This is a genomic window from Pseudomonas sp. WC1 (assembly GCF_050586565.1).
GTDB lineage: Bacteria > Pseudomonadota > Gammaproteobacteria > Pseudomonadales > Pseudomonadaceae > Aquipseudomonas.
In genome coordinates, this window is sequence record NZ_JBOBDQ010000034.1 from 42,786 (window position 1) to 61,279 (window position 18,494).

General features: G+C 65.3%; 15 protein-coding genes. 10 read left to right on the forward strand and 5 right to left on the reverse strand.

Features of this window, described 5'->3' with window-relative positions; translation table 11 throughout:
- The first annotated feature begins 1 nt into the window (after position 1).
- Positions 2–1,111, forward strand: a complete 1,110-nt coding sequence (locus tag ACQ4OD_RS16195) for an ABC transporter permease (protein WP_430944574.1) — start codon at positions 2–4, stop codon at positions 1,109–1,111.
- On the opposite strand, the gene ACQ4OD_RS16200 is transcribed toward ACQ4OD_RS16195, so the two are convergent.
- On the reverse strand, positions 1,112–1,513 hold the full coding sequence (locus ACQ4OD_RS16200; RefSeq protein ID WP_046853718.1) for a flagellar basal body-associated protein FliL: 402 nt from the start codon (positions 1,511–1,513) through the stop codon (positions 1,112–1,114).
- 157 nt (positions 1,514–1,670) lie between these two features.
- Between ACQ4OD_RS16200 and ACQ4OD_RS16205 the strand changes: the two genes are divergently transcribed.
- The 7 genes from ACQ4OD_RS16205 (at position 1,671) to ACQ4OD_RS16235 (ending at position 9,390) form a co-directional block, all read left to right on the forward strand.
- The gene (locus tag ACQ4OD_RS16205) at positions 1,671–2,651 is read left to right on the forward strand and encodes an NADPH:quinone oxidoreductase family protein (RefSeq protein ID WP_139674421.1); all 981 of its coding nucleotides are present in this window, start codon (positions 1,671–1,673) and stop codon (positions 2,649–2,651) included.
- Between the two features lie 250 nt (positions 2,652–2,901).
- Positions 2,902–4,143, forward strand: coding sequence for an SfnB family sulfur acquisition oxidoreductase (locus tag ACQ4OD_RS16210; RefSeq protein ID WP_139674426.1), 1,242 nt, complete (start codon positions 2,902–2,904; stop codon positions 4,141–4,143).
- Between the two features lie 136 nt (positions 4,144–4,279).
- Positions 4,280–5,461: an SfnB family sulfur acquisition oxidoreductase gene (locus ACQ4OD_RS16215; RefSeq protein ID WP_430944575.1), complete on the forward strand. Its 1,182-nt coding sequence runs from the start codon at positions 4,280–4,282 to the stop codon at positions 5,459–5,461.
- Positions 5,461–6,852, forward strand: coding sequence for an LLM class flavin-dependent oxidoreductase (locus ACQ4OD_RS16220; protein ID WP_430944576.1), 1,392 nt, complete (start codon positions 5,461–5,463; stop codon positions 6,850–6,852). Before ACQ4OD_RS16215 ends, ACQ4OD_RS16220 begins: the two co-directional genes overlap by 1 nt.
- On the forward strand, positions 6,845–7,645 hold the full coding sequence (locus ACQ4OD_RS16225; protein WP_198755817.1) for a MetQ/NlpA family ABC transporter substrate-binding protein: 801 nt from the start codon (positions 6,845–6,847) through the stop codon (positions 7,643–7,645). The genes ACQ4OD_RS16220 and ACQ4OD_RS16225 overlap by 8 nt, the downstream gene beginning before the upstream one ends.
- Before the next feature lies 1 nt (position 7,646).
- The gene (locus tag ACQ4OD_RS16230) at positions 7,647–8,756 is read left to right on the forward strand and encodes a methionine ABC transporter ATP-binding protein (protein ID WP_198755818.1); all 1,110 of its coding nucleotides are present in this window, start codon (positions 7,647–7,649) and stop codon (positions 8,754–8,756) included.
- Positions 8,746–9,390, forward strand: coding sequence for a methionine ABC transporter permease (locus ACQ4OD_RS16235; RefSeq protein ID WP_110697137.1), 645 nt, complete (start codon positions 8,746–8,748; stop codon positions 9,388–9,390). The genes ACQ4OD_RS16230 and ACQ4OD_RS16235 overlap by 11 nt, the downstream gene beginning before the upstream one ends.
- A gap of 60 nt (positions 9,391–9,450) precedes the next feature.
- Here the strand turns inward: ACQ4OD_RS16235 and dibA are convergent, their stop codons facing one another.
- Entirely contained in the window at positions 9,451–11,346 is a 1,896-nt protein-coding gene (gene dibA, locus ACQ4OD_RS16240) for a phosphodiesterase DibA (protein ID WP_102683488.1), read from the reverse strand.
- A 150-nt stretch (positions 11,347–11,496) separates the two neighbouring features.
- On the opposite strand from dibA, the gene desA reads away from it, so the two are divergent.
- Together desA and ACQ4OD_RS16250 are read left to right on the forward strand one after the other, a co-directional pair.
- Entirely contained in the window at positions 11,497–12,681 is a 1,185-nt protein-coding gene (gene desA, locus ACQ4OD_RS16245) for a delta-9 fatty acid desaturase DesA (RefSeq protein WP_139674441.1), read from the forward strand.
- 140 nt (positions 12,682–12,821) lie between these two features.
- Complete coding sequence (locus tag ACQ4OD_RS16250; RefSeq protein WP_110697135.1) at positions 12,822–13,811, forward strand: GGDEF domain-containing protein; 990 nt, start codon at positions 12,822–12,824, stop codon at positions 13,809–13,811.
- A gap of 42 nt (positions 13,812–13,853) precedes the next feature.
- Here ACQ4OD_RS16250 and ACQ4OD_RS16255 read toward each other — a convergent pair whose 3' ends face one another.
- The 3 genes from ACQ4OD_RS16255 to gabD form a co-directional block, all read right to left on the reverse strand.
- Positions 13,854–15,179: an HDOD domain-containing protein gene (locus ACQ4OD_RS16255; protein WP_430944577.1), complete on the reverse strand. Its 1,326-nt coding sequence runs from the start codon at positions 15,177–15,179 to the stop codon at positions 13,854–13,856.
- Between the two features lie 135 nt (positions 15,180–15,314).
- Positions 15,315–16,592, reverse strand: coding sequence for a 4-aminobutyrate--2-oxoglutarate transaminase (gabT, locus tag ACQ4OD_RS16260; RefSeq protein WP_110697131.1), 1,278 nt, complete (start codon positions 16,590–16,592; stop codon positions 15,315–15,317).
- A 183-nt stretch (positions 16,593–16,775) separates the two neighbouring features.
- A complete protein-coding gene (gabD, locus tag ACQ4OD_RS16265) occupies positions 16,776–18,218 on the reverse strand; it encodes an NADP-dependent succinate-semialdehyde dehydrogenase (RefSeq protein ID WP_046853707.1) in 1,443 nt (480 codons plus the stop codon).
- Positions 18,219–18,494: the final 276 nt, after the last annotated feature.

The following is an 18,494-nucleotide window of genomic DNA, read 5'->3' on the forward strand; positions in this document are numbered from 1 at the left end:
GATGAGCCAGCTCACCCATACCTTGCGCCTGGGCCTGAAGGAACTCACCAGCCTGCGCCATGACAGCGTGTTGCTGCTGTTCCTGCTGTACGCCTTCAGCGTGGCGATCTACATGCCCGCCGCAGGCTCGGTGATCGGCGTGCACAACGCCAGTGTCGCAGTGGTCGACGAAGACCACGGCGCCATCTCGCGCAAGCTCGCCGAGTCGCTGCAACCGCCCGAGTTCCAGCCCGCCGTGGCACTGCCGGCGGATCGCCTTGACCAGGCCATGGACAGCGGGCAATACACCTTCGTGATCAACGTGCCGGTGAACTTCCAGGCCGACCTGCTGGCCGGGCGTTCGCCGGAGCTGCAGGTCAACGTCGATGCCACGGCCATGAGCCAGGCCTTCATGGGGGCCGGCTACATCGGGCGGATCTTCGAACGCGAACTGCTGGAGTACGCAGGCCGCAGCACCAGCAGCCCAGCCGTGCTCAACCCGAAAGCCCTGTTCAACCCCAACCTCGAAGGCGGCTGGTTCCTGGCGGTGATCCAGATCGTCAACAACATCACCATCCTGGCCATCATCCTCACCGGCACCGCGTTGCTGCGCGAGCGTGAGCACGGCACCCTCGACCACTTGCTGGTGTTGCCGCTGACGGCGCTGGAAATCATGCTGGCGAAGATCGCCAGCAACGCCCTGGTGGTGGTGGCCTGTACCTGGATCTCGCTGGAAGTGGTGGTCAAGGGCGCCCTGGGCGTGCCGCTGGCGGGCTCCATGGGGCTGTTCCTGGGGGTGACTGCGCTGTACCTGTTCGCCAGCACGGCACTGGGCATCTTCCTCGCCACCCTGGCGCGCTCGACACCACAGTTCGGCCTGCTGGCGATCCCGGTGATCATCCCGATGCTGCTGCTGTCGGGGGGCAGCACGCCGCTGGACAGCATGCCGCAGTGGCTGCAGTGGGTCATGCAGGGCTCGCCCTCGACCCACTTCGTCAGCCTCGGCGCGGCGATCCTGTTCCGCGACGCCGGACTGAGCGTGGTCTGGCCGGACGTCGCGGCGCTGGCCGCGATCGGCCTGATATTCTTCGGCGTGGCCCTGGCGCGCTTTCGCCGCAGCCTCGCCGCCTGATCACTGCACGATCAGGTTGTTGAACAGCAGGTCCTCGACGATCGGCTTGCCCTCTTCGGACTCCATCACCTGCTGCACCTGTTTCAAGGCTTCCTGGCGCAACTTTTCCTTGGCCTCGACGTTGCTCATGTTGTCCACGCCCTGCTGGGTGAACAGCGCCACCAGCTGGTTGCGGATCAGCGGTTCGTGGTGCTTGACCGCCGTGGCGGCGGCATCCCCGGTCACACGCAGGGCGACGTCGGCCTTGTACACGCGCAGCTTGGGGCCGCCGTCGAGGGCGTAGTTGCCAACGAAGGGCGGGCTGAGGCTGATATAGGCGACCTTGGGCTCGCCTTCCTTTTCCTCGGCCATGGCCGCCGCCGGCAGCATCAGGGCCAGCACCATCAAGATCCACGCTTTCACGAATTCGCTCCTCATTACAGTTGCCGCCAGCTTACCCAGCGCGCCGGCCAAACCCAAGCCCGGGCTTATGCCGGCTCATCAGGGCCGACCATGCTCGTTGACCCTCGGGGCGGCCCTCCTACACTTATCGGCCACCACACGCAAAGGAATAGCCCTGATGAAAGCCTTGTTGTGCAAAGCCCTGGGCCCGGCGCGGGACCTGGTCCTGGAAGAGGTCGCCAGCCCCGTGCCGAAGAAGAACGAGATCCTCCTCGACGTGCACGCCGCAGGGGTCAACTTCCCCGACACCCTGATCATCGAGGGCAAGTACCAGTTCAAGCCACCGTTGCCGTTCTCACCGGGGGCGGAAGCCGCCGGCGTGGTGGCCGCGGTCGGCGAGAAGGCCGGCGCGTTCAAGGTTGGCGATCGGGTCATGGCCCTGACCGGCTGGGGCGCTTTCGCCGAGCAAGTGGCGGTACCGTTCTACAACGTGCTGCCGATGCCGGCGGACATGGACTTCACCACTGCCGCCGCGTTCGGCATGACCTACGGCACCTCGATGCACGCCCTCACCCAGCGCGGTCAGCTCAAGGCCGGTGAAACCCTGCTGGTGCTCGGCGCCTCGGGTGGCGTGGGGCTGGCGGCAGTGGAAATCGGCAAGGCCCTCGGGGCACGGGTGATTGCGGCGGCCAGCAGTGCCGAGAAGCTGGCGATCGCCAAGGCGGCCGGCGCCGACGAGCTGGTCGACTACAGCCAGGCCAGCCTCAAGGACGAGATCAAGCGCCTGACCGGCGGTCAGGGCGTGGATGTGATCTACGATCCGGTCGGTGGCGAGTTGTTCGACCAGGCTGTGCGTGGGCTGGCGTGGAACGGCCGGTTGCTGGTGGTGGGGTTCGCCAGCGGGACGATCCCGCAGTTGCCGGTGAACCTCGCGCTGCTCAAGGGCGCGGCGGTGGTCGGGGTGTTCTGGGGCGCCTTTGCCCAGCGCCAGCCGGAGGACAACGCCGCCAACTTCCGCCAGCTGTTCGCCTGGCATGCCGAGGGCAAGCTGAAACCGCTGGTGTCGCAGACCTACGCGCTGGCCGAGGGCGGCGCCGCGATCGAACGTCTGGCGCAACGCCAGGCAGCGGGCAAGCTGGTGGTAACGGTTCAGCGCTGACCTTTCTGCCCTGTCGCTGGCTCACAGTGACAGGGCCGCCCCCGCAGTTCTTCTATTCATATTCCTAAACGGTAGTTCATAAACTTTTTATAAACGAATAGGGTATATCAACCGGACCACCGGACCAGCAAACGTCTGTCGCCATCAGCTGAGGCGACGCTTTCAACTTTGTGAGGTTAGGAATGGTCAGGATCACAATCACCCCAGTGCATAACGCCAGGGCATTGAGTGCAGCCAAGGAGCAGTACTGATGTCCAGCCAACCAACTACCCGATTCCACAGCGATCACGACAGCTCACCGCTGCTGCTACCGGCCAAGGTGCTGCGCAACGACGAAGAGGCCCTGCAGGCCGCCCGCGAACTGGCCGAGGTGGCCCGCCAGCAGGCCGCCAAACGTGACCAGCAGCGCAAGCTGCCATGGGCCGAGATCGAACAGTTCACCCGCAGCGGCCTGGGCAGCATCAGCGTGCCCAAGGCGTTCGGCGGCCCCGAGGTCTCGTTCGAAACCATCGCCGAAGTGTTCCGCCTGATCAGTGCCGCCGACCCGGCGCTGGGGCAGATTCCGCAGAACCAGTTCGGCATCCTGCAACTGGTGCGCCTTACCGCCACCCAGGCGCAGCAGGAAGCGATCTTCCGCGCCGTGCTCGACGGCTGGCGCATCGGCAATGCCGGCCCCGAGCGCGGGACCAAGGACACTCTGACACTCAAGGCACGCATTACCCGCGAGGGCGACGGCTATCGCATCAGTGGCGAGAAGTTCTACTCCACCGGCGCCCTGTACGCCCACTGGGTAGCGGTAAAAGCCCTGGACGATGACGGCCGGCAACGCCTGGCCTTCGTCCGTCGCGGCAGCCCGGGGCTGCGCATCGTCGACGACTGGTCCGGCTTCGGTCAGCGCACCACCGCCAGCGGCACCGTGCTGCTCGACCAGGTGCCGGTGGAAGCCGACCTGGTGGTGGACAACTGGCGCCTGCGTGAAGAGCCCAGCATCCAGGGCGCCGCCTCGCAGCTGATCCAGGCGGCCATCGACGCCGGCATCGCCGAAGCGGCCATCGAGGACACGATCCAGTTCGTGCGGGAGAAGTCCCGGCCCTGGATCGAGGCCAAGGTCGAACGCAACAGCGACGACCCCTATGTGATTGCCGACATCGGCCGCCTGAAGCTCGAACTGCACGCCGCCGAGGCCCTGCTGCGCAAGGCCGCCAGGGTGCTCGACGAGGTCAACGCCGGCGAGATCGATGCCGCCGCCGCGGCCCGTGCCTCGATCGCCGTGGCCGAAGCCAAGGTGCTCACTACAGAGATTTCGCTGCAGGCCAGCGAGAAGCTGTTCGAGCTGGCGGGCAGCCGCGCCAGCCTGGCCGAGTTCAACCTCGACCGGCACTGGCGCAACGCCCGCGTGCACACCCTGCACGACCCGGTGCGCTGGAAATACCACGCCGTCGGCGCCTACCACCTCAACGGCACCCTGCCTGCCCGCCATTCCTGGATCTGATTCACGGCCCAGGGGCTGTGGTGCAGCCCTTTCGCCGGCAAGCCGGCTCCCACAAGGATTCCTGTGAAGCCTCACTGTGGGAGCCGGCTTGCCGGCGAAAGGGCCGCACAGCGGCCCCAAGTGCCCGGAGAGCACAATGACTGCATCCATCATCACCACCGACGGCCAGGCCCTGGCCGTCGCCGACGAACTCGCCCACTACCTGCGCGAAGACAGCGCCCTGCGCGACCGCGAACGCCGCCTGCCCCATGCCGAACTCGAACGTTTCGTGCAGTCCGGCCTGTGGGGCATCAGCGTGCCCAGGGCCTTTGGCGGCGCCGGCGTGTCCAGTGCCACCCTGGCCAAGGTCATCGCACGCATCGCCCAGGCCGACGCCTCGCTCGGGCAGATCCCGCAGAACCACTTCTACGCCCTGGAGGTGCTGCGGGTGAACGGCAGCGCCGAACAACAGCAACGGCTCTACGCCGAAGTGCTCGCCGGCCGCCGCTTCGGCAACGCCCTGGCCGAACTCGGCACGAAGAACGCCCACGAACGCACCACCCGCCTGAGCCGCGACGGCGACCATTACCGCATCGATGGCCGTAAGTTCTACTGCACCGGCGCAATCTACGCCCAGCGCATCCCGACCCTGGTGATCGACGAACAGGGCGTATCGCACCTGGCCTTCGTGCCCGCCGACAGCCCGGGCATCGAGGTGATCGACGACTGGAGCGGCTTCGGCCAGCGCACCACCGGCAGCGGCTCGGTGGTGTTCAACCATGTGCCGGTCCGCGCCGAAGACGTGGTGCCGTTCCAAAGCGCCTTCGAGCGCCCGACCACGGTCGGCCCCCTGGCGCAGATCCTCCATGCCGCGATCGACACCGGTATCGCCCGCGCCGCCTACGAGGACGCCCTGCACTTCGTGCGTACCCGCAGCCGCCCGTGGATCGACTCTGGCCTCGACAAGGCCAGCGACGATCCACTGACCCTGAAGAGCTTCGGCCAACTGGCAATCCGCCTGCACGCCACCGAGGCCCTGCTCGAACGCGCGGGTGAAATCCTCGACATCGCCCAGGCCGACAGCAACGCCGAGACCCTGGCCGCCGCCTCGATTGCCGTCGCCGAGGCCCGGGCGATCAGCACCGAGATCTCCCTGGCCGCCGGCACCACCCTGTTCGAGCTGGCCGGCAGCCAGTCCACCCTGGCCGAGCACAACCTCGACCGCCACTGGCGCAACGCCCGGGTGCACACCCTGCACGACCCGGTGCGCTGGAAGTACCACGCCATCGGCAACTACTACCTCAACGACGAAAAACCGCCGCGCCGAGGGACCATCTGATGGCCAAGCAGATCCTGCTCAATGCCTTCAACATGAACTGCATCGGGCACATCAACCACGGTTTGTGGACCCACCCACGGGACACTTCGACCCAGTACAAGACCCTCGACTACTGGACCGACCTGGCCCGCCTGCTGGAGCGGGGGCTGTTCGACGGGCTGTTCATCGCCGATATCGTCGGCACCTACGACGTCTATGGCCAGTCGCTGGACGTGACGCTCAAGGAGTCGATCCAGTTGCCGGTCAACGACCCGCTGCTGCTCGTCTCGGCCATGGCCGCCGTTACCAGGCATCTGGGCTTCGGCCTCACCGCCAACCTGACCTATGAAGCGCCTTACCTGTTCGCCCGGCGCCTCTCCACCCTTGACCACCTGAGCAACGGCCGGGTCGGCTGGAACATCGTCACCGGCTACCTCGACAGTGCCGCCCGGGCCATGGGGCTGGAACAGCAACCCGAGCACGACCGCCGCTACGACCAGGCCGACGAGTACCTGCAGGTGCTGTACAAGCTACTCGAAGGCAGCTGGACCGACGATGCCGTGGTCGCCGACCGCGCGCAGCGCGTGTATGCGCGGCCGGACAGGGTGCGCAAGGTCGAGCACCAGGGCGAGTTCTACAAGGTCGACGGCTATCACCTGTGCGAGCCTTCGCCGCAGCGCACACCGGTACTGTTCCAGGCCGGCAGTTCGGCGCGCGGTTTGGCCTTTGCCGGCAACCATGCCGAGTGCGTGTTCATCAGCGGCCAGGAAAAGGCCGCCACCCGCGCCCAGGTCGACAAGGTGCGCGCAGCGGCGCAAGCCGCTGGTCGCGACCCGCAGGCGGTCAAGGTATTCATGGGCATCACCGTGATCGTTGCCGCAACTGAAGACCAAGCCCACGCCCTGCACGCCGAGTACCTGCATTACGCCAGCGCCGAGGCAGGTGTTGCGCATTTCGCCAGTTCCACCGGTATCGACTTCTCACGCTACGAACTGGACGAACCCATCGGATTCGCCAAGGGCAATGCCATCCAGTCCGCCACCCGCCAATTGCAGGACAGCGCCTGGACTCGCCGCCGCCTGCTGGAGCAGCACGCCTTGGGCGGCCGCTACGTGACCCTGGTCGGCGACCCCGGGCAGGTGGCCGAGCAACTGATCGGCTGGCTCGACGACACCGGCCTGGACGGCTTCAACCTGACCCGCACCGTCACCCCGGAAAGCTTCGAGGCCTTCATCGACCTGGTAGTACCCGAACTGCAACGCCGTGGCCGCTACAAGACCGATTACGCCGAAGGCACCCTGCGCGAGAAGCTGTTCGCCAGTGAACATCCGCACTTGCCCGCCGACCATCCCGGATCCTCCTACCGCAACACCCCCACCCCTGCCCCGACTGGAGCCCTGCACCATGCTTGAAAAACTGTTCCGGCCCGTCGCGGCCATCGCCCTGGGCCTCGGCCTGTCCGCCGCCGCCTTCGCCGCGGAGCCACTGAAGATCGGCACCACCGCCGCCTTCGCCATCCCGTTGGAAGCGGCGGTGGCAGAAGCCCACAAACAAGGCCTGGAGGTGAAGCTGATCGAGTTCAGCGACTGGATCGCGCCGAATGTCAGCCTCAACAGCGGCGACATCGACGTGAACTACTTCCAGCACATCCCCTTCCTGGAAAACGCCAAGGCCGCCGCCGGCTTCGACCTGGTCCCCTATGCACCGGGGATCATCAACAACGTCGGGCTGTACTCGAAAAAGTACAAAAGCTTTGCCGAGCTGCCCGAAGGCGCCAGCGTGGCCATCGCCAACGACCCGATCAACAGTGGCCGTGGCCTGCAACTGCTGGCCAAGGCCGGGCTGATCACCCTCAAGCAGGGCGTGGGTTACAAGGCCACCGAGGACGACATCATCGCCAACCCGAAGAAGATCAAAATTCTCCAGGTGGAAGCGGTGCAACTGGTGCGCGCCTATGACGACGCCGACCTGGTGCAGGGCTACCCGGCCTATATCCGCCTGGCCAACACCTTTGACGCTGCGTCGGCGCTGCTGTTCGACGGCCTGGAGAACAAGGAGTACGTGATCCAGTTCGTTATCCGCCCACAGGAGAAAAACGACCCGCGCCTGGCCAAGTTCGTCGATATCTACCAACACTCGCCGGTCGTGCGCGCCGCCCTGGACAAGGCCCATGGCAAGCTCTACCAGGCCGGCTGGGAAGGCTGACATGGCCCAGGCCAGCGCCCTCAGGGCGCCCATCCCCCCTGCCGAACCGTGCAAGGCCGAGGAAACGGCCCTGCGCCCGGAAGTGAACCAGGCGCACATCCGCTTCATCGGCCTGGGCAAGACCTATCCGGGCCAGGGCCAACCAGCGCTGCAAGGCATCGACCTGAACATCCGCCGCGGCGAGATCTTCGGCATCATCGGCCGCAGCGGTGCCGGCAAGTCTTCGCTGCTGCGCACGATCAACCGCCTGGAACAGCCCAGCCAGGGCCGGGTGCTGATCGACCAGGTGGATATCGCGCCGTTCGACGAGGACCGCCTGGTGGCCCTGCGCCGGCGCATCGGCATGATCTTCCAGCACTTCAACCTGATGTCGGCCAAGACCGTGTGGCAGAACGTCGAGCTGCCGCTGAAGGTGGCCGGCGTGGCCAAGGCCGAGCGCCAGCGCAAGGTACGCGAGCTGCTGGAGCTGGTGGGCCTTGCGGAAAAGCACCATGTCTATCCGGCGCAGCTGTCGGGCGGGCAAAAGCAGCGCGTCGGCATCGCCCGGGCGCTGGTGCATGACCCCGAGATCCTGCTGTGCGACGAAGCCACCTCCGCGCTGGACCCGGAAACCACCGCCTCGATCCTCGAGCTGCTGCGCGACATCAACCAACGCCTGGGCCTGACCGTGGTGCTGATCACCCACGAGATGGCGGTGATCCGCGATATATGCCAGCGCGTGGTAGTGCTCGAGCGGGGCGAGATCGTCGAACAGGGTGAGGTCTGGCAAGTGTTCGGCACACCGCGCCACGACGTCACCCGCACCCTGCTCGCACCGCTGCAGACCAAGCTGCCGGCCGCCTTGCAGGCCAGTCTACGCAGCCAGCCGGGCAGCCGCGACGCGGCCGTGGTGCTCAAGCTCGACCTGGTGGGCGAGCCGGATCTGAGCGCCCTGTTCAGCGATCTGGGCGGACGCGTGCGGCTGCTCCAGGGCGGCGTCGAGACCATCGGCGAGCATGCCTTGGGGCAACTGATCCTGGCAGTGCGCGGCTCGCCGCTGGACACCCTCCAGTTGCTCGAACGCGCCCGCCGCTGGGCCACGGATGTGGAGGTACTCGGCCATGTGGATTGATCGCCTGCTGCAAGGCTTGCTCGACACCCTGCTGATGGTCGGCGTGTCCTCGCTGGTCGCGCTGGTCGTCGGGGTTCCGATGGCAGTGCTGCTGGTCACCAGCGACAAGGACGGGATCTTCGAGGCCGCCGCGCTGAACCGGGTGCTGGGTGCCATCGTCAACCTGTTCCGCTCGATCCCGTTCCTGATCCTGATGGTCGCGCTGATCCCCTTTACCCGCCTGGTGGTCGGCACCACCTATGGCGTGTGGGCCGCCGTGGTGCCGCTGACAATTGCCGCCACGCCGTTCTTCGCGCGCATCGCCGAGGTCAGCCTGCGCGAGGTGGATCACGGCCTTATCGAAGCGGCACAGGCCATGGGCTGCCGGCGCTGGCACATCGTCTGGCACGTGCTGCTGCCCGAGGCGCTGCCGGGGATCGTCGGCGGGTTCACCATCACCCTGGTGACGCTGATCAACTCCTCGGCCATGGCCGGGGCGATCGGTGCCGGGGGTTTGGGCGATATTGCCTACCGCTACGGCTACCAGCGCTTCGACAGCCAGATCATGCTGACCGTGATCGTGATGCTGGTGGCGCTGGTGGCGGTGATCCAGCTAGGTGGGGACCGTTTGGCCAAAGGTTTGAACAAGCGTTGAGCCCATCGCGGGGCAAGCCCGCTCCAACCAGTGGGAGCGGGCTTACCACGCGATGCGGTGTCAGCCCCAGTGCAGCTCCGCCGCCGGCACCGGCCGCCCGAACCAGTACCCCTGCCCCAGCTGGCACTGCTGCTCCAGCAGGAACCGCGCCTGCTCGGCCTGCTCGACCCCTTCGGCATGCACCTGCATGCCCATGCTTCGCGCCAGGGCGATGATCACCCGCACGATGGCAATGTCGTCTTCATCATGGGGCAGGCCTGCCACGAAGCCCTGGTCGATCTTCAGCTTTTGCACGGGCATGCGTTTGAGCCGCAGCAATGACGAATAACCTGTACCGAAATCGTCGATGGCCAAGGTCACGCCCAGCTCGCGCAGGCGATGCAGCTGTTCCAGGGCGACCTCGGGGTCTTCCATCACCGCGCTCTCTGTCACTTCGAGCTCGAGCAGCGACGGATCCAGCCCGGTATCGTGCAGCGCATCGGCCACCTGGCGGTACAGGTCACGCTGGCTGAACAGGCGACTGGAGATGTTCACCGCCACGAATGCCAGCTGCCGCCCTTCGGCCTGCCACTGCACCATCTGCCGACACGCTTGGTGCAGCACCCAGGCGTCGATTTCGGCAATCAGCCCGGTACGCTCGGCGATGGGGATGAACTCCCCGGGGGGAACCAGGCCACGCACGGGATGCTGCCAGCGCACCAGCGCCTCGACGCCGATCATCCGGGCGGTGAACAGGTCGTGCACCGGCTGGAAGAACACCCGCAGCTCCTGCTGTTCGAGCGCCCGACGCAATTCGCCGGCGGTCTCGACCCGCTGCTGGGCATGGGCGGTAAGCTCCTCGGTGTACAGCGCGTAGCAGGCGCGGCCATTGCTCTTGGCCTTGAACAGCGCCGAATCGGCGTTGCGCAGCAGCTGCTCGGCACTCAGTGCATCGTTGGGGAACAGGCTGATGCCGATGCTGGCACTGATGAACAGGCGGTTGCCCTCGAAACAGAACGGTTCTTTCAAGCGCTCGATGATCGATTGCGCCAACTTGCCTGCCTGGCCGACCTGCTGACAGCTCTCGGCCAGCACGCCGAACTCGTCTCCCCCCAGGCGCGCCAGGGTCACACCGTTGCCCAGCACCTCGCGCAGACGTTCGCCGACCAGCTTGAGCAGTTGGTCGCCAATGGTGTGGCCGAGGCCGTCGTTGATGCTCTGGAAGTGATCGAGGTCGAGCAGCAGCAAGGCGCAGCCGCGCTTGTTGGCCTGCGCCGCGGCCATCGCCTGCATGGCGCGATCATTGAACAGCAGGCGGTTGGGCAGACCGGTCAGCGGGTCGTGGTGAACGAGATAGGCCAGCTCCTGTTCGGTGTGCTTGATCACGCTGATGTCGCTGAACACTGCGACGTAATGGCTAAGCTCACCACTGTCGTCACGAATGGCGCAGATCGTCTGCCATTGCGGGTAGATTTCCCCGCTTTTACGGCGATTCCAGATTTCCCCGCTCCATTCGCCCTGCTCCGCCAGCGCGGCATAGATCTGCTGGTAGAACGGCGCCCCATGCCGCCCTGACTTGAACTTGCTCGGGCGTTGGCCGATGACTTCTTCCTGCTGGTAGCCAGTAATGCGCATGAATGCCCGGTTGACGTGCACGATCAGGCCGTTGCGATCGGTCACCAGCACCCCTTCCAGGGTGCTGTCGAACACCGCCGCAGCCATGCGCAGGCGCTCGCGGTCATCGCTGCGCAGGCGCGCGCCGATACCAATGAAGTTGAGCAGGCGCGCACGTGAAACGAAGATCAGCGCGGCACTGAGCAAGACCCAGAGCACGACATTGATCTGCCGCCCCACGGCAAGGGCCAACGGATCCTCGGTCATGCCGTGCAAGACCAGCTCGGACAGCACCAGCCAGAGAATCGAAAGCAACACGTAGAGCCCGGCCATGCGCAAGGCGTCGCGAACGGAAACAGACATGTCGGGTGAATGAGCCCATGAAAAAAGAAGGGGCATTATAGGGGCTGAAACACCCTGTGACTTCCTATCCAAAAGCGCGACTGGTTTTATTTCCCCGCCAAAGGATAATGCCTGCGTTGTTCCGCCTGTTTTCCGAGGGTATTTCCCGTTATGTGGTATTACGGTCTGCTCGACTTGTCGGCCTGGCAACTGGTCGCCGTCACCCTGCTGATGACCCATGTGACCATCGTCAGCGTCACCATCTACCTGCACCGCTACTCGGCCCACCGCGCCCTGGAGCTGAACGCGGGCCTCAAGCATTTCTTCCGTTTCTGGCTGTGGCTCACCACGGCGCAGAACACCCGCGAGTGGACCGCCATCCACCGCAAGCACCACGCCAAGTGCGAAACCCCCGACGACCCGCACAGCCCGGTGCACAAGGGCCTGGGCACCGTGCTGCGCAAGGGCGCCGAGCTGTACCGGGAAGAGGCGAAAAACGAGGAAACGCTGCGCATCTACGGCAAGAACTGCCCGGACGACTGGATCGAGCGCAACCTCTACACCCGCTACAAGCTCGGCGGCATCGCCCTGATGGCGGTACTCGACCTGCTGCTGTTCGGCACCATCGGCATCACCATCTGGGCGATCCAGATGATGTGGATCCCGTTCTGGGCCGCCGGTGTGGTCAACGGTCTGGGCCATGCCGTGGGCTATCGCAACTTCGAATGCCGCGACGCCGCCACCAACCTGGTGCCGTGGGGCATCATCATTGGCGGCGAGGAGCTGCACAACAACCATCACACCTACCCCAACTCGGCGAAGCTTTCGGTACGCCGCTGGGAGTTCGACATGGGCTGGATGTGGATCCGCCTGCTGAGCCTGCTGCGCCTCGCCAAGGTGCAACGGGTGGCGCCCATCGCCCATCGGGTGGAAGGCAAGGCGTCGCTGGACATGGACACTGCCATGGCCATCCTCAACAACCGCTTCCAGATCATGGCCCAGTACCGCAAGCTGGTGATCGGCCCGCTGGTCAAGCAGGAGCTGGACAAGGTCGACACCTCGGTACGCCACCGCTTCCGCCGCGCCAAGCGTCTGCTCTCGCGGGAAACCAGCCTGCTGCAGGATCGCCACCACGCGCGCATCGAGTCGCTGCTGGCCCACAGCCAGGCTCTCAAGACCATCTACGAAAAGCGCCTGGCGCTACAGCAGATCTGGGCGCGCACCAGCGCCAACGGCCACGACATGCTCGCCGCCATGAAGGACTGGGTACACGAGGCCGAGGCCAGTGGTATTCAGTCGCTGCGTGACTTCGCCGCCCAGCTCAAGACCTACTCGCTGCGCCCCAACGGCGCCTGAGCACCGTTGATCGGCATGCCCCGCAATGGGGCGTGCCGACCGGAACTTCCCCCCCTGCAATCGACTCAAATCCGGCATATCGCCCGCGTGGCGGGCCGAACCGTGGCCGCACGCCCATCGTCGAGAACCGTTCCGTGCTCATGGCCAAAGATCTCCCACCCACCTCTACCGGCACCCCGCGCCCCGAAGCTGCTCAAACCCTGCTCGCCCTGTTGCACGCTCAAGGCGAAGTGGCCCGCCTGAGCGAACGCGAGCAGCTGTACAGCTCGCTGCTCGACAGCGTCAACGCAGTGCTCTGGGCCTTCGACTGGGAAACCCGCCAGGTGCTCTACGTCAGCCCCGCCTACGAACGCATCTTCGGCCGCCCGGCCAGCCTGGTGTTGGCCGACTACAACGAATGGCGCGACGCCATCTACCCGGACGACCTGGAGTACGCCGAGCGCAGCCTGGCCCAGGTGCTGGTCAAGGGCACCGTCGAGGACCGCGAGTACCGCATCCTCAACGCCGCCGGCGAGGTGCGCTGGCTCAGCGACAAGTGCTATATCAACCAGCAGCGTGAAGGCGACCAGCGGGTGATCATCGTCGGCATCGCCGAGGACATCACCGAGAAAAAACAGCTCGAAGGTGAGTTGCAGCGTCTGGCCACCACCGACGTGCTCACCCAGAGCAGCAACCGCAGGCATTTCTTCGAGTGCGCCCAGCAGGCCTTCGACAGCGCCCGCGAGGACGGCACGCCGATGGCCTTCCTGCTGTTGGACATCGACGACTTCAAGCACATCAACGACAGCTATGGTCACCAGGAAGGCGACCAGGTGCTGCAGCGCATCGCCGACAGTGGCAAGGCCGTGCTACGGCGTGGCGATCAGTTCGGGCGCATTGGCGGCGAAGAGTTTGCCGCCGTGTTCCCAGGCTGCACCGCTCAGGTAGCCGAACAGATCGCCGAGCGGCTGCAGCGGGAAATCCAGCGGTTGAGTTTCAGCCATGGTGAGCAGACCTATGGCGTCACGGTGAGCCAGGGGCTGACCGGGCTGATTGATGAAGACGAAACGCTGGACAGCCTGTTCGCTCGGGCCGATGCGGCGATGTACAGGGCCAAGCGTCAGGGCAAGAACCAGATCGTTCGCGGCTGAGGGGAGCCTGGAAAACCCACTGAACGCTGGTTTTCCAGCCTACTAAGGCTGCTTCTCTTCTCCATCGTCCTCAGCTGCGCAGGCGCTGGAAACGACCGCTGCCTCGCTCTGCGCAGCCTGCTCCTCCTGACCCTCGGCCGCCTCCCGTGCCAGCGCCTCCGGGTCCACCTTGCGCAGCCGCGACAACTCCGGCAACCCCAGCTTGAGCAAGCGCGCCGTCTTGCTGCTAGCGATCTTCTCCAGCCCCTCACTGGGCCTGAGTCGCGACAGTTGCCCTGCCAGGTTCATCGCCAGGATCTCCCGGGAGTAGACGCCGCCACCGAGCTGATACACCGCGGCGATCAGCTCGCGCAGGTCGAGCGGCAAGCGCCAGCGGGTGCGCAGTGCCGAGCCGAACGGGGCGCCGAACTCGTTGAGCGATAGCTCCACCTGGTCCTCGTCCAACTCGCCACCGGCCAGTCGCCACTCCTGCAAGGTGCGCAGCACCGCCAGGTCGCCCAGGCAATGCAACAAACCCGCGCAGTAACAGCGCCCTTCGTCCACTTCGAGGGTGCGTGCCAAGGTGCGTGCGTAGTCGGCGGCATGCAGCGACAGATTCCAGTAGTGCGCGGCATGCCGCGCCAACAAGGGGTCGCTCAACCGCGCGCTGCGCTTGAGCGTGAGCCCGAGGATCAGGTTCATGCTCTGGGTGCTGCCAAGCTTGTTCAGCGCCTGCAGCAAGGTCTGCACCGGCGCTTCGCGATGCAGCGCGGCGCTGTTGGCGGCAGCGATGAGCACGCCGGTAATCTGCGGGTCGTTGCGTACCTCTTCCTCGAGCACCTTGAGGTTCAAGCCATTTGGGTTGAGGGCGCGCTTGACCGCCACCTGCACATCGGCGAACAGTGGGCCGCCATCGGCAGTGGCGCGGCGTTGCTCGAGGTAGGCCGGCAGTTGCACGCCGGGCTGCAGCGGTGGCACCGGGCAGGCGATCTGCTCGCCCACCTCCAGCAGCAGGTTTTCCAGACGCTTGCGCAGGTTTTCCAGGTCGAGCGGCTTGCTCAGGTAGGCGGTGGGGTGCAACGGCAGCGCCTCGCGCACACTGGCGCTGTCGGTGCGGTTGCTCATCAGGATGAACGGCAGGCCGGGCTTGTCGCCCCTGGCGCGCACCTTGCGCAGCAGGTCCAGGCCATCGAGGCCGGAAAGCTCACGGGCGGCGATGATCAGGTCAGGCTTGGCCGCCAGCGCGCTCAGGGCCTGGGAGCCATCGGCACAGACCTGCAGGCGGGCGTCACAGCGCACACTGAGCAGCATTTCGCTGAGCATGTCGCGTACCCAAGGGTCACCCTCGGCGATCAAGACACAAGGGGCAACGGGGTCGGCAGCGCTCATGAGCGAGTCTCCAGAAATGACGCGCGATCCATCGCAGCTTCCACGGAATCCTCCTACAACCTTAGCGCCTGAAGCCGGCGAACGGCATAAAAAAACCCGCCGAGGCGGGTTTTTTTCTGAAACGTGTCACATATTTCAGGCCAGTTCGGCGAAACACTCTTCGATGATCGCCAGGCCTTTATCCAGCAGGGCATCTTCGGCGGTCAGCGGTACCAGGATACGCAGGACGTTGCCGTAGGTGCCGCAGGACAGCAGGATCAAGCCCTTGTCACGAGCCTTGGCGACAACCTGGGCAACGGCGGCGGCGTTCGGGGTGTGGGTGCCTTTCTCGAAGACTTCCACGGCAATCATCGAGCCCAGACCACGGACATCGCCGATGATCGGGTGCTTCTTCTGGATTTCACGCAGGCCAGTGGTCAGGCGTTCGCCAACGGCCTTGCTGCGATCCAGCAGTTTCTCTTCCTCGAACACTTCGATCACCGCCAGGGCTGCGGCGCAAGCGATCGGCGAACCGGCGTAGGTACCGCCCAGGCCGCCCGGGGCGATGGCGTCCATGTACTCGGCCTTGCCGCACACACCGGCCAGCGGGAAGCCGCCGGCGATCGACTTGGCGAAGGTGGTCAGGTCAGGCGCGACGCCCATCTGCTCCATGGCGAAGAAGGTACCGGTACGGCCGGCGCCGGTCTGCACTTCGTCGGCGATCAGCAGGATGCCGTGCTGGTCGCACAGGGCACGCAGGCGCTGCATCAGCTCTTTCGGCGCAGGCAGGAAGCCGCCTTCGCCTTGTACCGGCTCGAGGATGATCGCGGCGATATCACGCGGCTCGGCGTCGTTCTTGAAGATGCGCTCGACCGAAGCGATGGCGTCGTCAACGCTGACACCGTGAAGCTCGCTCGGGAACAGGGCGCGGAAGATGCCGCCTGGCATCAGGCCCATGCCGGCGGAGTACGGCACGACCTTGCCGGTCAGGCCCAGGGTCATCATGGTGCGGCCATGATAGCCGCCGGTGAAGGCGATCACGCCAGCACGGCCGGTGGCGGCACGGGCGATCTTCACGGCGTTTTCAACGGCTTCGGAGCCGGTGGTGACCAGCAGGGTCTTCTTGTCGAAGTTGCCAGGCACCAGCTTGTTGATCTTTTCGCACAGCTCGACGTACGGCTCGTAGGCCAGCACCTGGAAGCAGGTGTGGCTGACCTTGGTCAGCTGCTCTTGCACGGCCGCGACCACTTTCGGGTGCAGGTGGCCGGTGTTCAGTACAGCGATGCCGCCGGCGAAGTCGATCAGTTCGCGACCTTCAACGTCGATCACCGTCGAGTTCTTCGCGGTATCGACGAAGATCGGGTGGATCTGGCCAACGCCACGTGGGACGGCGGCGACACGACGTTGCATCAGGGATTCGTTGGTCTTGCTCATAGTGCCCTCAATTGCGCCGGTTCTGCGGCGCTTTTATTCGGGGGTGGCTGGACGCAGGCGTGCACAGTATTCGTTGATCGACTGTCACACATGCCCTGGCCACCGGGTACCGCTATGTCAAAAAGGCCAGCGAGACGTCGCTCTCGCGCCCCGCTGGCAGAGGTAAAAGCGTTTACCTGGCGATCAGACGCTGATGCACAGGTATTTGATCTCGAGGTAGTCCTCGATGCCGTACTTGGAACCTTCGCGGCCCAGGCCCGACGCCTTGATGCCGCCAAACGGCGCGACTTCGTTGGAGATCAGGCCGGTGTTGATGCCGACCATGCCGTACTCCAGGGCCTCGGCGACGCGGAACACGCGGCTCATGTCACGGGCATAGAAGTACGAGGCCAGGCCGAACTCGGTGTCGTTGGACATGGCGATGACTTCGGCCTCGTCCTTGAAGCGGAACAGCGGCGCCAGCGGGCCGAAGGTCTCTTCCTTGGCGACGGCAGCGGTTTTCGGCACGTCGACCAGGATGGTCGGCTCGAAGAAGTTGCCTTCGATGAGCTTGCCACCGGACAGCACCTTGGCGCCCTTGGCGACGGCGTCCTCGATGTGCTCCTGGACCTTGGCGACAGCCTTGCCGTCGATCAGCGGGCCAGTGGTGGTGCCTTCTTCCAGGCCGTTGCCGATCTTCAGCTTGGCCACGGCGGCTTTCAGCTTCTCGGCGAACGCATCGTAGACGCCGTCCTGCACGTAGATACGGTTGGCGCAGACGCAGGTCTGACCGTTGTTGCGGTACTTGGAGATGATCGCGCCCTCGACCGCCTTGTCCAGGTCGGCGTCGTCGAACACGATGAACGGCGCGTTGCCGCCCAGCTCCAGGGAAACTTTCTTGATGTCCTTGGCGCACTCTTCCATCAACTGGCGACCAATTTCGGTCGAGCCGGTGAAGGACAGCTTGCGCACCAGGGAGTTGCCGGTCAGCTCGGAGCCGACTTCGCCGGCGCTGCCGGTGATCACGCTCAGCACGCCAGCCGGGATGCCGGCACGGGTGGCCAGTTCGACCAGGGCCAGGGCAGAGTACGGGGTCTGCGAAGCGGGCTTGAGCACCATGGTGCAACCGGCGGCCAGGGCCGGGCCGGCTTTGCGGGTGATCATCGCGGCCGGGAAGTTCCACGGGGTGATGGCGGCGGTGACGCCGATCGGCTGCTTGATGACGATCAGGCGCTTGTCCGGCTGGTGGCCTGGGATGACGTCGCCGTAGACACGCTTGGCTTCTTCGGCGAACCACTCGATGAACGAGGCGGCATAGGCGATTTCGCCCTTGGCTTCGGCCAGTGGCTTGCCCTGCTCGGTGGTCATCAGGCGGGCCAGGTCGTCCTGGTGCTCGATCATCAGCTCGAACCAGCGGCGCAGCTTGCCGGCACGCTCTTTGGCGGTCAGTGCGCGCCAGGCCGGCAGCGCCTTGTCGGCGGCCTCGATGGCGCGGCGGGTTTCGGCGGCGCCCATCTTCGGCACGCTGCCGATCACTTCGCCGGTGGCCGGGTTGGTCACCTTGATGGTCTGACCGCTGTCCGCATCCAGCCATTCACCATTGATGAAGGCCTGCTGGCGGAACAACTGAGCGTCTTTGAGCTGCATGTCGGCTTCCCTTTACTGCGAATTTTGATTGTTGAAAAGGCGCCCTCGATGCGGGGGCGGCCGTCAGGAATTCGTGCACCAGGGTGTTCGACGCCTGGGTGCCGAGCGTTTGAAATCTCAAACGGAATGCTAAGCGGGCGCTAGGGGGTTGGACAATAGGCTGTTCGAAAAAAAGAACGAGTGGTCGGAATTCAGATCAGTGGAAATGCATCGCGGGGCAAATCGCCCCCGCACCCCCCCTCTACCTTCCCCCCAACAAGGCCCCCGAAGGTTCTT

Bases quoted from the DNA above. Each gene is read 5' to 3' on its own strand.
- dibA (WP_102683488.1), bottom strand. From the start codon at position 11,346: ATGTCTGTTTCCGTTCGCGACGCCTTGCGCATGGCCGGGCTCTACGTG.
- ACQ4OD_RS16225 (WP_198755817.1), top strand. From the start codon at position 6,845: ATGCTTGAAAAACTGTTCCGGCCCGTCGCGGCCATCGCCCTGGGCCTC.
- ACQ4OD_RS16235 (WP_110697137.1), top strand. From the start codon at position 8,746: ATGTGGATTGATCGCCTGCTGCAAGGCTTGCTCGACACCCTGCTGATG.
- ACQ4OD_RS16210 (WP_139674426.1), top strand. From the start codon at position 2,902: ATGTCCAGCCAACCAACTACCCGATTCCACAGCGATCACGACAGCTCA.
- gabD (WP_046853707.1), bottom strand. From the start codon at position 18,218: ATGCAGCTCAAAGACGCTCAGTTGTTCCGCCAGCAGGCCTTCATCAAT.
- ACQ4OD_RS16220 (WP_430944576.1), top strand. From the start codon at position 5,461: ATGGCCAAGCAGATCCTGCTCAATGCCTTCAACATGAACTGCATCGGG.
- ACQ4OD_RS16215 (WP_430944575.1), top strand. From the start codon at position 4,280: ATGACTGCATCCATCATCACCACCGACGGCCAGGCCCTGGCCGTCGCC.
- ACQ4OD_RS16205 (WP_139674421.1), top strand. From the start codon at position 1,671: ATGAAAGCCTTGTTGTGCAAAGCCCTGGGCCCGGCGCGGGACCTGGTC.
- ACQ4OD_RS16230 (WP_198755818.1), top strand. From the start codon at position 7,647: ATGGCCCAGGCCAGCGCCCTCAGGGCGCCCATCCCCCCTGCCGAACCG.
- ACQ4OD_RS16255 (WP_430944577.1), bottom strand. From the start codon at position 15,179: ATGAGCGCTGCCGACCCCGTTGCCCCTTGTGTCTTGATCGCCGAGGGT.
- gabT (WP_110697131.1), bottom strand. From the start codon at position 16,592: ATGAGCAAGACCAACGAATCCCTGATGCAACGTCGTGTCGCCGCCGTC.
- ACQ4OD_RS16195 (WP_430944574.1), top strand. From the start codon at position 2: ATGAGCCAGCTCACCCATACCTTGCGCCTGGGCCTGAAGGAACTCACC.
- desA (WP_139674441.1), top strand. From the start codon at position 11,497: ATGTGGTATTACGGTCTGCTCGACTTGTCGGCCTGGCAACTGGTCGCC.
- ACQ4OD_RS16250 (WP_110697135.1), top strand. From the start codon at position 12,822: ATGGCCAAAGATCTCCCACCCACCTCTACCGGCACCCCGCGCCCCGAA.